The sequence below is a fragment of the Aurantimonas aggregata genome, assembly GCF_010500835.1.
Taxonomy (GTDB): domain Bacteria; phylum Pseudomonadota; class Alphaproteobacteria; order Rhizobiales; family Rhizobiaceae; genus Aurantimonas; species Aurantimonas aggregata.
Map to the genome: position 1 here is coordinate 170,966 of NZ_JAAAMJ010000003.1, position 13,979 is coordinate 184,944.

Annotated in this window: 17 protein-coding genes; 5 read left to right on the forward strand and 12 right to left on the reverse strand. The window is 67.3% G+C overall.

Annotation, left to right across the window (positions count from 1 at the left end; all coding sequences use genetic code 11):
• Positions 1-30: 30 nt before the first annotated feature.
• The 9 genes from accD to GTW51_RS07035 all read right to left on the reverse strand — a co-directional run bounded on the left by accD (position 31) and on the right by GTW51_RS07035 (position 7,695).
• Positions 31-957: an acetyl-CoA carboxylase, carboxyltransferase subunit beta gene (gene accD, locus GTW51_RS06995; RefSeq protein ID WP_163043182.1), complete on the reverse strand. Its 927-nt coding sequence runs from the start codon at positions 955-957 to the stop codon at positions 31-33.
• A 46-nt stretch (positions 958-1,003) separates the two neighbouring features.
• A complete protein-coding gene (trpA, locus tag GTW51_RS07000) occupies positions 1,004-1,837 on the reverse strand; it encodes a tryptophan synthase subunit alpha (protein WP_163043183.1) in 834 nt (277 codons plus the stop codon).
• A gap of 1 nt (position 1,838) precedes the next feature.
• Complete coding sequence (gene cutA / locus GTW51_RS07005) at positions 1,839-2,168, reverse strand: divalent-cation tolerance protein CutA (protein WP_163043184.1); 330 nt, start codon at positions 2,166-2,168, stop codon at positions 1,839-1,841.
• A 105-nt stretch (positions 2,169-2,273) separates the two neighbouring features.
• Positions 2,274-2,618, reverse strand: coding sequence for a hypothetical protein (locus GTW51_RS07010; protein ID WP_163043185.1), 345 nt, complete (start codon positions 2,616-2,618; stop codon positions 2,274-2,276).
• A gap of 65 nt (positions 2,619-2,683) precedes the next feature.
• Positions 2,684-3,907, reverse strand: coding sequence for a tryptophan synthase subunit beta (trpB, locus tag GTW51_RS07015; protein WP_163043186.1), 1,224 nt, complete (start codon positions 3,905-3,907; stop codon positions 2,684-2,686).
• Positions 3,904-4,575, reverse strand: a complete 672-nt coding sequence (locus GTW51_RS07020) for a phosphoribosylanthranilate isomerase (RefSeq protein ID WP_163043187.1) — start codon at positions 4,573-4,575, stop codon at positions 3,904-3,906. The genes trpB and GTW51_RS07020 overlap by 4 nt, the downstream gene beginning before the upstream one ends.
• Before the next feature lie 71 nt (positions 4,576-4,646).
• Positions 4,647-5,396: a M48 family metallopeptidase gene (locus GTW51_RS07025; protein ID WP_163043188.1), complete on the reverse strand. Its 750-nt coding sequence runs from the start codon at positions 5,394-5,396 to the stop codon at positions 4,647-4,649.
• Between the two features lie 142 nt (positions 5,397-5,538).
• On the reverse strand, positions 5,539-5,967 hold the full coding sequence (locus GTW51_RS07030; protein ID WP_163043189.1) for a DUF2852 domain-containing protein: 429 nt from the start codon (positions 5,965-5,967) through the stop codon (positions 5,539-5,541).
• 156 nt (positions 5,968-6,123) lie between these two features.
• Positions 6,124-7,695: an SLC13 family permease gene (locus tag GTW51_RS07035; RefSeq protein ID WP_163043190.1), complete on the reverse strand. Its 1,572-nt coding sequence runs from the start codon at positions 7,693-7,695 to the stop codon at positions 6,124-6,126.
• A gap of 324 nt (positions 7,696-8,019) precedes the next feature.
• Here GTW51_RS07035 and GTW51_RS07040 point away from each other — a divergent pair, with 324 nt between their 5' ends.
• Both GTW51_RS07040 and GTW51_RS07045 read left to right on the forward strand, forming a co-directional pair.
• Positions 8,020-8,430 carry a VOC family protein gene (locus tag GTW51_RS07040; protein WP_163043191.1) on the forward strand — a complete coding sequence of 137 codons (411 nt, stop codon included), beginning with the start codon at positions 8,020-8,022 and terminating at the stop codon, positions 8,428-8,430.
• A 35-nt stretch (positions 8,431-8,465) separates the two neighbouring features.
• Positions 8,466-9,140, forward strand: a complete 675-nt coding sequence (locus GTW51_RS07045) for a ceramidase domain-containing protein (RefSeq protein ID WP_163043192.1) — start codon at positions 8,466-8,468, stop codon at positions 9,138-9,140.
• Positions 9,141-9,237: 97 nt separating this feature from the next.
• Here the strand turns inward: GTW51_RS07045 and GTW51_RS07050 are convergent, their stop codons facing one another.
• Positions 9,238-9,966, reverse strand: coding sequence for a L,D-transpeptidase (locus GTW51_RS07050; RefSeq protein ID WP_203565957.1), 729 nt, complete (start codon positions 9,964-9,966; stop codon positions 9,238-9,240).
• 235 nt (positions 9,967-10,201) lie between these two features.
• Between GTW51_RS07050 and cueR the strand changes: the two genes are divergently transcribed.
• Together cueR and GTW51_RS07060 are read left to right on the forward strand one after the other, a co-directional pair.
• The gene (cueR, locus tag GTW51_RS07055) at positions 10,202-10,597 is read left to right on the forward strand and encodes a Cu(I)-responsive transcriptional regulator (protein WP_163043193.1); all 396 of its coding nucleotides are present in this window, start codon (positions 10,202-10,204) and stop codon (positions 10,595-10,597) included.
• Positions 10,598-10,670: 73 nt separating this feature from the next.
• The gene (locus GTW51_RS07060) at positions 10,671-11,180 is read left to right on the forward strand and encodes an MmcB family DNA repair protein (protein WP_163043194.1); all 510 of its coding nucleotides are present in this window, start codon (positions 10,671-10,673) and stop codon (positions 11,178-11,180) included.
• Between the two features lie 51 nt (positions 11,181-11,231).
• Here GTW51_RS07060 and GTW51_RS07065 read toward each other — a convergent pair whose 3' ends face one another.
• A complete protein-coding gene (locus tag GTW51_RS07065; protein WP_163043348.1) occupies positions 11,232-11,795 on the reverse strand; it encodes an ActR/PrrA/RegA family redox response regulator transcription factor in 564 nt (187 codons plus the stop codon).
• 166 nt (positions 11,796-11,961) lie between these two features.
• On the reverse strand, positions 11,962-13,311 hold the full coding sequence (locus tag GTW51_RS07070; protein ID WP_163043195.1) for an ActS/PrrB/RegB family redox-sensitive histidine kinase: 1,350 nt from the start codon (positions 13,309-13,311) through the stop codon (positions 11,962-11,964).
• Between the two features lie 134 nt (positions 13,312-13,445).
• Between GTW51_RS07070 and GTW51_RS07075 the strand changes: the two genes are divergently transcribed.
• Positions 13,446-13,943 carry a ferritin-like domain-containing protein gene (locus GTW51_RS07075; protein ID WP_163043196.1) on the forward strand — a complete coding sequence of 166 codons (498 nt, stop codon included), beginning with the start codon at positions 13,446-13,448 and terminating at the stop codon, positions 13,941-13,943.
• Positions 13,944-13,979: the final 36 nt, after the last annotated feature.

Consider the following 13,979-nt stretch of genomic DNA (forward strand, 5'->3'; position numbering starts at 1 on the left):
GCCAGCGTCCGGGCAGATGCAAAAGCGGCCTCAGGCGACGGGCTCGGGCTGGGTCGCGGCATCGGCGCCGGCTGCCGCTTCGCGTAGGCGGGCGGCATCGTTGGCGAGCGGCGTCTGGGTCAAGAGGCTGAGCAGCGTCGCGATCTTCGCCTTCAGCTCGTGGCGGTGCACGACCATGTCGACCATGCCGTGGGCCATCAGATATTCGGCGCGCTGGAAGCCCTCTGGCAGCTTCTCGCGGATCGTCTGCTCGATGACCCGCGCACCGGCAAAGCCGATCACCGCGCCGGGCTCGGCGATGTGGACGTCGCCCAGCATCGCATAGGACGCAGAGACGCCACCGGCCGTCGGGTTGGTGAGGACGACGATGTAGGGAAGCCCGGCTTCCTTCAGCATTTCCACCGCCACGGTGGTCCGCGGCAGCTGCATCAGCGACAGGATGCCCTCCTGCATGCGTGCGCCGCCGGAGGCAGCGAACAGCACCATCGGCCGCTTCTCGGCGATCGCCACCTCGAAGCTGCGGACGATCGCCTCACCCGCGGCCATGCCGAGCGAGCCGCCCATGAAGGCGAAATCCTGCACGGTCGCGACGATCGGCAGCCCGGCGATCGAGCCCTTCGCCGCCATCACCGCGTCGTCCATCTCGGCCTTGGCGCGATATTCCTTCAGCCGGTCGACATAGCGCTTGGAGTCACGGAACTTCAGCGGGTCGACAGGGGCCTTCGGCAGGTCGATCAGCTCGTAGGCGCCGTCGTCGAAGAAGCTCGCCAGCCGGTCCTTGGCGCGGATGCGCATGTGGAAGCCGGACGAGGGAATGACCCACTGGTTGGCCTCGAGATCCTTGTGGAAGACCATCTCCCCGGTCTCCGGACACTTGATCCAGAGATTCTCCGGCACCTCGCGCGGAGCAAGGAGGCTCGAAATCTTCGGGCGGACGTAGTTGGTGATCCAGTTCACGGCGCAGGGCTCCGGTCTTTGTCGTCAGGCGCAGATGGCGCGTGTTTCAGGCGTCGGCAAGGCGGGCGCTGCGAACACCGGCGGCGAGGTCGCGGACGATCGCGGCAACCGCCTCGACGGTTCCGGGACCGGCGCGGCCATCGACGAGCGAAGCCTCGATGACGTCGACGATCGCCGAGCCCACGACGACGCCGTCCGCTGCCCGGCCGATCTCACGGGCCTGGTCGGCGCTGCGCACGCCGAAGCCGACGCAGACCGGCAGCTCGGTGTGCCGCTTGATCCGCTCGACGGCAGCCGAGACCTTGCCGGCATCCGGCGCCGCCGCACCGGTGATGCCGGTGATCGAGACGTAGTAGACGAAGCCGGAGGTGTTCTTCAGGACGGCCGGCAGGCGCTTGTCGTCGGTGGTCGGCGTCGCCAGGCGGATGAAGTTGAGCCCCTTGGAAAGCGCCGGCAGGCAGAGCTCGTCGTCCATCTCGGGCGGCAGGTCGACGACGATCAGCCCGTCGACGCCCGCTTCCAGCGCCGCCGCGACGAAGGGCTCGACGCCGTAGATGTAGATCGGGTTGAAATAGCCCATCAGGATGATCGGCGTCGTCGTGTCACTCTCGCGGAAGGCCCGCACCAATGCCAGCGTCTTCCTGAGGCTCTCGCCGGCCTGGAGCGCGCGCAGGCCCGCCTTCTGGATCGCCTTGCCGTCGGCCATCGGGTCGGAGAACGGCATGCCGAGCTCGATGATGTCGGCGCCGGCCGCCGGCAGCGCCCTGACGATGGCGAGCGCCGTCTCGTGGTCGGGGTCGCCGGCCATGACGAAGGTGACGAGGGCGGGGCGGCCTTCCTCGGCCAGAGCGCGGAAACGGTCTTCGATGCGTGTGGTCATGTCAGTCCTTGGTCGGCCGGACGGTTTCGGCGATCCAGTCGGCGGTGGCGGCGTCGACATGGTCGACGGCAAAGCCGAGGATCGCGGGCGTGTCGTAGGGATGGTTCTGGCGGATCGCTTCGCAGCAATCGTCGAAGCGAGACACAAGTGTCTTGATCGTCAGCGGCCATTCGTCATGGCGCTGCTTCTCGTCCTGCCAGAGATAGCGGCTGTCGACTTCCTTGCCGATATTGACGCAGGCCGCCAGCCGCGCATCGAGCAGGACATGCGACAGCCGGCGCGCGTCCTCGAGCGTCGGGCAGGTGACATGGATCTCGACGATGGCGGTCATGGTTCCGTGATGCTCGCGGTCCGGACGCGTCGCTGTGGCCCTCCCGCAGCGCCGACGTCCGATCTGGCAATACAGGCCGATGGCCGATGGGTCAAAGCACGGCGGTCAGACGAACAGCGCCCTTGCCAGAATGGCGGCGGCAAGGGCGATCATCACGCCGCCCATCCACTTGATGGTGGACAACTCGCCGCGCAGCGCCTGCATTTCGACCCGGAGGCCGCCCATTTCGCCTTTCAGCTCGCCGCGCAGCGCCTGCATCTCGCTCTTCAACTCGCCGCGAAGGTCGGCCACCTCCGTGCGCATCTTCTGATTGTCCTCGCGCAGTTCGCCGAACTGCTTGCGGAAATCCTGGTCCGACGTCGCCATGCCCTCGGCCGCACGACGGGCCTTGGCCTCGTCGGCGCCGGCGCTCATCAGCGCATCGTAGAGCTCGGAGATCATCATGTTCATGGCCCGACCCTAGCTTGGATCGGGCCATGCTGGAAGATATTGCCTTCGTGAGGCTAAGGGCGACCTCAGGTGAGGTCGACACCCAAATGTTTCGCCGCCGTGAACACGTCCTTGTCGCCGCGGCCGCAGAGATTCATCACGATGATCTTGTCGCGGCCCATGGTCGGCGCCCGCTTGATCACCTCGGCCAGCGCATGCGCCGGCTCCAGCGCCGGGATGATGCCCTCGACGCGGGTGAGCATCTGGAAGGCCTCCAGGGCCTCGGTATCGAGGATCGGCACGTATTCGACGCGGCCGGTGTCCTTCAGCCAGGAGTGCTCGGGACCGATGCCGGGATAGTCGAGCCCGGCCGAGATCGAGTGGCCTTCCTTGATCTGGCCGTCCTCGTTCTGCAGCAGATAGGTGCGGTTGCCGTGGAGCACGCCGGGCGAGCCGGCGGTCAGCGAGGCGCAGTGCTCCTCCCCGTCGAGGCCCCGGCCGCCGGCTTCGACGCCGACCATCTCGACCTCCTTGTCGTCGAGGAACGGGTGGAACAGGCCGATGGCGTTGGAGCCGCCGCCGACGGCGGCGACTAGCATGTCCGGCAGGCGGCCTTCGGCCGCCATCATCTGCTCGCGGGTCTCCTTGCCGATCACCGACTGAAACTCGCGCACCAGTTCCGGATAGGGGTGCGGGCCGGCGGCGGTGCCGATCAAATAGTAGGTCGAATCGACGTTAGTCACCCAGTCGCGCAGCGCCTCGTTCATAGCGTCCTTCAGCGTGCCGTGGCCGGAGGTGACGGGCACCACTTCGGCACCCAGCAGCTTCATGCGGAAGACGTTCGGCGCCTGCCGCTCGACATCCGTCGCGCCCATGTAGACGACGCAGGGAAAGCCGAAGCGCGCCGCGACCGTCGCGGAGGCGACACCGTGCTGGCCGGCGCCGGTCTCGGCGATGATCCGGGTCTTGCCCATCTTCTTGGCGAGCAGGATCTGGCCGAGGCAGTTGTTGATCTTGTGCGAACCGGTGTGGTTCAGCTCGTCGCGCTTGAAGTAGATCTTGGCGCCGCCGAGCTTCTCGGTCAGCCGCTCGGCGAAATAGAGCGGCGAGGGCCGGCCGGTGTAATGGGTGTTGAGGTGGTCGAGCTCGGCCTTGAATGCCGGATCGACGCGCGCCTCGTTCCACGCCCGTTCCAGGTCGAGGATCAGCGGCATCAGCGTCTCGGCGACGAAACGGCCGCCGAAGATGCCGAAACGGCCCTCTTCGTCGGGACCGGCGCGGAAGGAATTAGGCTGCAGCTGCTGGTTCACGAGGCTCGGGCCTTTCTGGGTGGGACGTCCTGTGCCAGACGATCCAATGCGTCGAAGAAGGAATGGATGCGGGCGGGATCCTTGACGCCCGGTGCGCTTTCGACGCCGGACGACACGTCGATGCCCGCCGGCCGGGCAATCCGCACGGCATCGGCGACGTTGCCCGCGTCGATCCCACCGGAAAGCATATAGCGCAAGGAAGGGTCAAGCGCGGCGAGCAGCGTCCAGTCGAAGGCGACGCCGTTGCCGCCGGGCAGGACCGAGCCCTTCGGGCGGCGGGAATCGAGCAGCATGCGGTCGGCAATCCCGTCGAACGCGGCGATCGCGCCGAGATCCTCGGCGGTCGCGACCGGCAGCGCCTTCATCACCTTGAGCCCGGTGCGCGCCTTGATGTCGCGCACCCGATCGGGGGTCTCCGCGCCATGCAGCTGCAGCCAGTCCGGCCGGACCTCTTCGGCAAAGCGGTCGACCAGCGCATCGTCGGGATCGACCGTGACGATCACCGTCCCGGCGCGACCGTCGACCAGCCGCACGAGGTCGGCCATCGCCGCGAGGTGGAGATGCCGCGGGCTTTTCTCGAACGAGACGAAGCCGACATGGCTCGCGCCGCGCGAGAGCGCCGCGTTCACCGTCTCGGGCGTGGAAAGACCGCAGATCTTGATGTCCATCCATTCGAATTAGTGTTTGGCGCGGCGTTTGTCGATGCGCGACACGGCGCAGCGACATGCGGGGCGGGCATTCAGCGCGGCGAAAAATCGATCGCGTGAAGCTGGGCGCCGTGCCGCTTCAGCCAGTCGCGGCCGAAATCCATTTCGGGGCAGAGATCGCGGCAGAGCGCCCAGAAGCCCGGCCCGTGATTCATCTCGCGGAAATGCGCCACCTCGTGGGCGGCGAGATAGTCGAGCACGGCGGGCGGCGCCATGACGATCCGCCAGGAGAAGGCGAGCCGGCGATCGGCGGTGCAGGAACCCCAGCGGCTGCGCGTGTCCTTCAGCGTGATGGCGCGGGGCGCAAGACCGACAGACGCCGCATGACGCTCGACGGACACTTCGAGATCGCGCCGCGCCTCGCGTTTCAGCACGTCGGCTACCCGCCGGGCGAAATGTCGCGCGTCGCCGCCGATCAGGAGGCGTTCGCCTGCCTCGTCGGATTCGAACCGGCTCGTCCGCTGCTCCGGCCGGTGGATCAGCAAGACCTCCTTGCCGCGCAGCTGCAGCGTCGCCCCGTCGGCGACGGTGATGGACGCCGGGATACGCGCCAGGCGCCCCTCCACCCAGCCGCGGTGCCGCTCGAGGAATTCGTTGATGGTGCGAGCGGACGTCGAGCGCGGCGCGGTGACCACGACGCCAGCGCCGCCGGGCGCCAGGCGCAGGATCATCCGCTTGGCGCGCGGGTTGCGGCGCACGGTCACCGGCAGCGGGCCGCCGGAGAGTTCCAGGCGATCCGGAACGGGCAGGTCGGGAGCGGTCCGGCGCAGAAGAAACTTCATGAAGGGAATCAAACGACATCAGTTGAAGGTCGGGCCGATGCACCGACGAGCGAATCGCATTCTACACCGGCCGAGACGAAAATGGCGGCGCCCCGGAAGGACGCCGCCATTCACTGTTTCATAGATGAGACCGACGGCCGTATCAGGCCGGCTGGCCGTCGACGATCGGACCGTCGTCGCGACGGTTGCGGCGATCGGCCATGAACCGGTCGAACTCCTCCTGGTCCTTCGCCCGGCGCAGTTCGCGGGCATAGGAAGCGAACTCGGCCTCGGCGTCATGCAGACGGCGGCGCTCCGCATCGAGACGGGCGAGTTCCTTCTCGCGCCAATCGTCGAAGGCGACGTTGCCGGTCTGGGTAGCGAAGGGCTGGCCCATGCCGGTGCGGCGCATCGAGCCCATGAAGCGGTCCGTCGAGCGGCCGACATCACGCCGGAACCCTTCGAGGCGGTCGCCCCAAAGAATATAAGCTAGCATGGCAAGACCAAGCGGCCAGAATATCATGAAACCACCGATCATCAGGGCGATGGTTGCGGGTGTCCACGCGGGACGAATCAAAGCTTGCGAAGTCATCGCAGTCACGTTCCTTTCGAAAATGGCCGCGATGCGCGAGCACCGCGGGAGTTAGTACTCCTCTACACAGTTTCGAAATGGTGAGTGGCGAACCCCCGTTCAATCACCTGCCGGAAAAAATCGACAAATCCGGAACGGGGGGCCAGGTTTTCGCGGTCAGCCGCCGGCGGCAGGTGTCGGGGTCGCACCAGCCGCCCAGTCCGGCACCTCGCCCATGGTCACGCCGAACAAGGTCGTCAGCAGCAGGTAGCCGAGGCTGGAGATGACGATGAGCGCGGCGAGATTATGCCACACGCCGATCTTCGCCATGGTCGGGATCGACATCTTGCCCGAGCCGAAGACGATCGCGTTGGGCGGTGTCGCGACCGGCAGCATGAAGGCCATCGACGCCGCCAGCGCCGCCGGCACCGCCAGCATCAGCGGGTTCTCGCCCAATGTCAGCGACAGGGCCGCGACCAGCGGCAGGAAGGTCGCCGCCGTCGCCGTGTTCGAGGTGAACTCGGTCAAGAGCAGAATGACCAGCGTGACCAGCGCCACGAGGCCGATCAGCGGCAGATAGCTGGCCGTAGACCCCAGCGCCTCGCCGATCCACTGGTCGAGGCCGGTGCCGGCCACGGCGCTGGCAAGGCTGAGCCCACCGCCGAAGAGCAGCAGGATGCCCCAGGGCAGCGTCGAGGCCGTCCGCCAGTCGAGCACCGCCTCGCCGGGTTTCCTGCCCGAGGGCAGCAAAAACAGGATGACGGCGGCGGCGATGGCGATGCCGCTGTCGTTGAGGTTCGGCAGGATCGACTGGAGCGAGGTGCGGAACACCCAGAGGAAGGCGGTCACGACGAAGACGATGCCGACCAGCACTTCGGGGCGCGACCATTTGCCGAGGCCGGCGAGCTCCGAGCCGATGAGAGCCGTCGCGCCTTCGATCTCGCCGGTCGACAGGCGCACCACGAAGCGCGTCAGGAGCAGCCAGGAGATCAGCAGCATCACGATGGCCACCGGCAGGCCGATCAGCATCCAGCGGCCGAAGCCGAGATCGTAGCCATAGGCCTGGTTGAGACTGCCGGCGAGCAGCGCGTTGGGCGGCGTGCCGATCAGCGTGGCGACGCCGCCGATCGAGGCGGCATAGGCGACGCCGAGCAGCAGCGCGATCGAGAACTTGCTGTCGGTGCGGCCGTCGGGATCGAGCAGCTCGGCCACCGACAGGGCGATCGGCAACATCATCACCGTCGTCGCCGTGTTCGACACCCACATCGAGCAGAACGCCGTGGCGATCATGAAGCCGCCGACGACGTTGTGCTGGCGCGAGCCCGTGCGGGAGACGATGTTGAGCGCCACCCGCCGGTGCAGCCCCCAGCGCTCCATCGCCTTGGCCAGGATGAACCCGCCCATGAACAGGAAGATCACCGGGTCGGCATAGGGCGAGGCGGCCTCGCCCATCGAGCGCGCGCCGAGAAACGGGAACAGCGCCAGCGGCAGAAGAGCGGTCACCGGGACCGGGACCGCTTCGGTGATCCACCAGACGATCATCAGGGCGGCGACGGCGACGACGGCCCAGGCCTCCGGGGTCAGCCCCTCGGGCGCCGGCAGAAGCAGCAGCAGGACGAAGACCGCGATCCCGACGAGAGCCGGCAGGAGGCGCAGCGAGCCGGCGTCCTCGGCCTCCGGCGGCGGTGTCCTGGTGTTGTTGCTGCGGCCGGGCGTCCGGCCCTTGTTCCGCTTGCTCGCTGTCGCCATTGGGTGCCCTCTCCATGCGTTGCGGGAGGGTGATAGGCGAAATGCCGGGCGCCGCCAACGGCTTGGCTGCGGTTTGTCGTCGCCCTGTCATTGCCCTGACGCATCGCCGCTTTATCGATGTCGGCTTTCCCTGGTCCCGAAGATGGTCTGCTCGCCCGATGCCTGTTTGTCCGATCCGTCCCGTCTTGCCGTCCGACCTGCCCCTCATGGACGCCCCCAGGATTCGCCTTGACGCTCGGAGAAGGCTGCGATGATGATGCTGGCAAGAAGATGGGCGGAGATGCTGTCGCGCCGACCGGCCCAAGGCTTACTGGGAGGTTCAGCATGGCTTCGACGATCATCCCGACGCTACGATACCGGAACGCAAGGGCGATGATCGCCTGGCTCTGCGACACGTTCGGCTTCGAACGCCATGCCGTCCACGAAGGCGACGATGGCACGATCGTCCATGCCGAACTCGTCCGCGGCCACGGCATGATCATGCTGGGCGATGCGCGTGACGATGCCTTTGGCGCCCTGCAGGCTCCACCGACCGGCAAGGGGCCGGTGAGCCAGAGCCCCTATCTGGTGGTCGAGGACATCGAGCACCTCTACGAGGCTGCCCAGGCGGCCGGTGCCACCATCGTGATGGACCTGCGCGACCAGAGCTATGGCTCCCGCGAGTTCTCCTGCCAGGATCCGGAAGGCCAGTTGTGGAATTTCGGGACCTACAATCCGTGGAAGACCGGCGAGTGACGGGCTAGGCCACGCGACGCGGAGACGCCGGAGCGATGGGCTGGACAGAGGCGATCGACGGCTACTGCGAGCGCACGAGCGACGCGTTCTGGGCCGAGCCCATCAATGCGATCACCAATCTCGCCTTTCTCCTCGCCGCGCTGATCGGCTTCAGCCTCTGGCGGCGCGCCGGCCGGCGCGATGCTGCGAGCCTTTTCCTGGTCGTCCTCGTCGCCGTGATCGGGGTGGGGTCGTTCCTCTTCCACACCTTCGCCAATCGCTGGTCGAGCCTTGCCGACGTCGTGCCGATCGCGGTGTTCATCTATGCCTATTTCGGTATGGCGCTGGTGCGGTTCGTCGGCTTGCTGCCGCTGGTCGCCGGGCTGGCGACGCTGGCCTTCCTCGGCGCCTCGTTCATCGCCACACCGCTGCTCGCCCCGCTCGCCGGCTCCTCGTCCGGCTATGTCCCGGCGCTGCTGGCACTGGTCGGCATCGGCGGAGGGCTCACTGTCGCCGGACAGGCGCAGGGCAGGCTGGTGCTGATGGCCGGCGGCGTCTTCGCGCTATCGCTGGCGTTCCGGATCGGCGATCAACCGCTTTGCGCGGACTGGCCACTCGGCACGCATTTCGCCTGGCACATCCTCAACGCCACGACCCTCGGCCTGCTGCTGGTCGCGGCGATCCGGGGCGCGCCCCAGAGTCCGGAACGGTCCGACCCGGGCGCGGGATAAAAAAAGGCCGGATGCCTCCCCCGAAGCATCCGGCCCTGGCGGTCCCCCGCCTTGGTAGCTTTGTCGGGGCGTCGCAGCGCGGCGCCCGATCCTTGCGTCAGCGAGCGGCGAGCCGCTCGGAACCCTGGCGAACCACGACCTTGGCATCCATCGGAACGCGCTCGTAGAGATCGATGATGTCCTGGTTCATCAGGCGGATGCAGCCCGACGAGGCCGCGGTGCCGATCGTCCACCATTCCGGCGTGCCGTGCAGGCGGAACAGCGTGTCCTTGCCACCCTGGTGAAGATAGAGGGCGCGGGCGCCGAGCGGGTTCTGCAGGCCGGGGTCCATGCCCTGGCGATACGGCTCGAGCTCGGGCTTGCGATCGATCATCTCGGCCGGCGGAAACCACTTCGGCCAATGCTGCTTGTTGCGGATATTGGCCTCGCCTGCCCAGGAGAAGCCGCTCTTGCCGACGCCGATGCCGTAGCGCATCGCCATGCCGTCGGCCTCGACGACGTAGAGGAAGCGGTTGGGCGTGTCGACGACGACGGTGCCGGGCGCATGCTCGCGGCCTTCCTCGAAGGAGACGCGCTGACGCAGATACTGCGGATCGATCTTCTGGGTCGGGATCGGCGGCAGCGTATAGCCGTCATCGACGGTGCCGGCGTAGCCGAGCGCGGAAGCCGCGGCCATGGTGCCGCCGTTCTGCAGACCGTCCGGCCCCGTATAGGCGGCCGAAATGTTCGACGGTTGCAGGGACGCCCGCTGGGAACTCGCGCAGCCCGACATGGCGGCGATGGACACGACAGCGACGCCGACGAGAAGGAACGACTTGATCTTCATCACGATGCCAATTTCGGTGCGATGGGTGGGGCCCTTACCAGGCTGCGCTGCCTTCGCGGGTCCGGCCATCTTGAGCCAGTCCCTCGATAGGCTGCGCAATCTGGCGAAGCAATGGCAGCATTAGGCACTGCGATGGTTAAGAAAGGCTTTGTTGCGAGCGGGTGACAGTTGACGGCGAAAGCTGCCGCAACATCTCACCGCCAGTGGACATCGAAGCGACAGGCGAGGGCTTCTCATGAACATCGGAGAGGCATCCAGACTATCGGGTCTGCCGCCGAAGACGTTGCGCTACTATGAGGAAGTCGGGCTGGTGACTCCGGCGCGCTCCACCAACGGCTATCGCAACTACCGCGACCGGGACGTCCATATGCTGCGCTTCCTGCAGCGCTCTCGCTCGCTGGGCTTCTCCATCGACGAGGCACGGCGCCTGCTCGCGCTCTATGGCGACGAGAATCGCAAGAGCGAGGACGTCAAGCGCCTCGCGAGCCGCCGCATGGCCGAAATCGACCGCAAGATCGCCGAGCTGATGTCGCTGAAGCGCGTGCTGGTCGACCTCACCGAACAATGCCACGGCGGCGGCGGGCCGGACTGCCCGATCCTCGAGGAGATCGCCGGACGGACGGACGCCTGATCCAACAGCGACTGTTTCCGGTTTGTTCGTTTTCCGCTTGCCGGGAACCGGCCATGACGGTTATCTCTTCGCCATGCCCCTGGTCGCTCCCTTCCGCGCCGATCCGCTGATCGACGGTCGCCAGTCCGAACGCGCGCTGATGGTCCGGCGCGGCGTGCAGCGGCTGATGATGGCGAGCCGCGTCGCGGTGCTGCCGGAGGTTCCGCTGGTATCGGGGCGCCGGGCAGATTTGTTGTGTCTGTCGGAGAAGGGCGAGTTCTCGATCATCGAGATCAAGACCTCGATCGAGGATTTTCGCACCGACCGCAAATGGCCGGTCTACCAGCTGCATTGCGACCGGCTGTATTTCGCCACGCATCCGGGCGTGCCGATCGACATCTTCCCCGAGAGTTGCGGCCTGATCCTGTCGGACGGCTACAGCGCCGAGATCCTGCGCGAGGCCGAACCGGTCAAGCTGGCACCCGCCACGCGGAAGGCGCTGACGCTGCGCTTCGCGCGACTGTCGGCGGACCGGCTGCTGCGGGCGGAATGGATCGCCAACCCCTTCATGACCGGGCCGTTGGGCTGGGAAGACGATAACTGATCCGTCCGCGGCACGCTGCCGCGGACATTGCCCGAGCCGGTTTCAACAGCCTCAGCGCGGCGCGCGCTTGGCGAGGATGCGCTGGAGCGTCCGGCGGTGCATCGACAGGCGACGCGCCGTCTCCGAGACGTTGCGGTCGCAGAGCTCGTAGATGCGCTGGATGTGTTCCCAGCGGACCCGGTCGGCCGACATCGGGTTTTCCGGCGGCGCGGCGCGATCGCCGGGCTCACGGGTCAGGGCGCCGATCACTTCGTCGGCATCGGCCGGCTTGGCGAGATAGTCGATGGCGCCGAGCTTCACCGCCGTCACCGCCGTCGCGATATTACCGTAGCCGGTCAGCACGACGACGCGGGCATCCTCGCGGGCCCGCTGCAGCGCCTCGATGACGTCGAGGCCGTTGCCGTCGGCGAGCCGCATGTCGACGACCGCATAGGCCGGCGCGGCGTTGCGCAGCGCCGCGATGCCGTCGGCGACGCTTTCGGCGGTGGTGACGGCAAAGCCGCGCTGCTCGAGCGCGCGGCTCATGCGCTGCAGGAACGGACGGTCGTCATCGACGAGGAGAAGCGAGCGGCTGCCTTCCGGCAACCTGGCAGGGGTGGCGAGGGTTTCTTCCATCAGCATGTCATGCACTCCCATGAGGCGGCTCGAGCGAGCCGAAACCGGACATGGCGCCGGTTTTGCGGGGTTCAACGGCTGCATCCTGCCCTCACGTCAAACGTGACCGCCGCGTGATCTGCCCGAGCGTCAGCAACGTGTTCGACAGCCTGACTTCGCGCGGCGTTCAGTCGTGGCTGGCCGACCGGCTGGCGAGGAACACGTCGAGCGGCCAGACGATCTCGACGCGGGCGCCGCTGCGCAGACCATCGGCGTAGTTCACGGTCCTGACGGTGGCGCCCGAGCGCTCCAGCAGCGTCTTGGCGATGAACAGGCCGAGGCCCAGACCGCCGCCGCCCTTGCGCTCGGCCGGCTCGCGGTCGGACATATACGGGTCGCCGATGCGGCCGAGGATCTCCGGGGCGAAGCCCGGCCCGTCGTCCTCCACCACGATGCGGATCTCGCGCTCTGTCCAGCCGAGGGCGATGGTGACGTCGGCGGCGGCGAAGTCGACGGCGTTCTCGACGATGTTGCCGAGCCCGTAGACGATGCCGGCATTGCGCCGCGCGACGGGTTCGGGCCCGACGCGCTCGCGCACCACCACCCGCACCGCGACGCCGAAATGCCGATGCGGTTCGGCGACCTCGTCGATCAGCGACGTCAGCGAGAGATTGGCAAGATGCGATTCGCTGGCCGAGGACAGCGAGCTCAGCTGGCGCAGGATGGTGCGGCAGCGCTCGGACTGTTCGACCAGCAGCTCGACATCCTCGCGCTGCGGATCGTCGCGCGGCACCTGCGTGGCCATTTCCTTGGCGACCAGGGCGATGGTCGCCAGCGGCGTGCCGAGTTCGTGCGCTGCGGCTGCGGCTAGGCCGTCGAGGGCGGAGAGATGCTGCTCGCGCTGCAGCACCAGTTCCGTGGCGCTCAGCGCGTCGGCGAGAGCCCGTGATTCCGCCGCCACCCGGTAGATGTAGATAGAGGCGAAGACGAGGGTCGTAACGATGGCGAACCAGAGACCGCCGACATAGCTTGCCGGCAGCATCAGCGAATGGCCCTCGGGCCAGGGCACCGGCAGATGGTAGGCGGCGAGGAACGTCGTCGCGGCGACGGCCAGGACGCTGAGCGCGACGGTTGTCAGCGGCGGCTGCGTCGCCGCGGCGATGATCGCCGGCACGACGAGGAAGACGGTGAAAGGGTTCTCGATGCCGCCGGTGAGGAACAGGAGGCCCGTCGGCTGCAGGATGTCGAAGGTCAGGACCGCCGCGGCGGCCGTTGGCGACATCCGCCGGCTCGCCGGGAAACGCAGTGTCAAATAGATGTTCAGCGCCACCGACACGGCGATCAGCAGCAGGCAGGAGGCGATCGGGAACGGCCACCACAAGCCCCAGGCGACGAAGACGCAGGCGGCAGTCTGGCCGGCCACCGACAGCCAGCGCAGCCGCACCAGCGTGGCGAGGCGCAGCCGCTGGCTCTCCCGCATCATCGTGACAAAGGCGGGCAGGCGCAGGTTGAAGCTGGCTCGGGTGGCTTGATCCATCCGCCACACCTAGCGCCCGGCGCGGTGCGGCGACAGTGGGCAAAGCGGCGCAGCAACGATCACGGGCGGAGACGATGGAACGCGGCAGCCCGTCGAAGGCTTACCTGATCAACCCCATCACGAAAGGACGCCCCATGGCCCTGAACAATCTCAAGGACATCTATATCGACCAGCTGCAGGACCTCTACAGCGCCGACAGCCAGGCCGCCAAGGTCACCCGCGAGCTGGCCGGCAAGGCAAACGACGCCAGCCTGAAGGAAGCGCTGGAAGCCGGCGTCGAAGGCATCGAGGAAGGCATGGCGACGCTCAAGGAGCTGATCACCTCGCATGGCGCCGATCCGAAGGGCGAGTTCTGCCGCGGCATGGAAGGCCTGGTGAAGGAAGCCCGCGCCCACGCGATCGAGGAAGAGATCACCGATCCGGACGCGCGCGACGCGATGATCATCACCCAGTACCAGCGCATGACGCATTATGGCATCGCCGGCTATGGCTGCCTCGTCGCCTTCGCCAAGCGCCTCGGTCTCGAGTCGGACCGCGAAAAGCTGCAGGAATGCCTCGACGCCACCTATGACGGCGACGACACGATGACCGCCATCGCCACCGGCGGCATCAACGAAGCGGCCATGAGCTGATCGGATGGGGGCGGCCGAACCCGCCCCTCTTCCGCC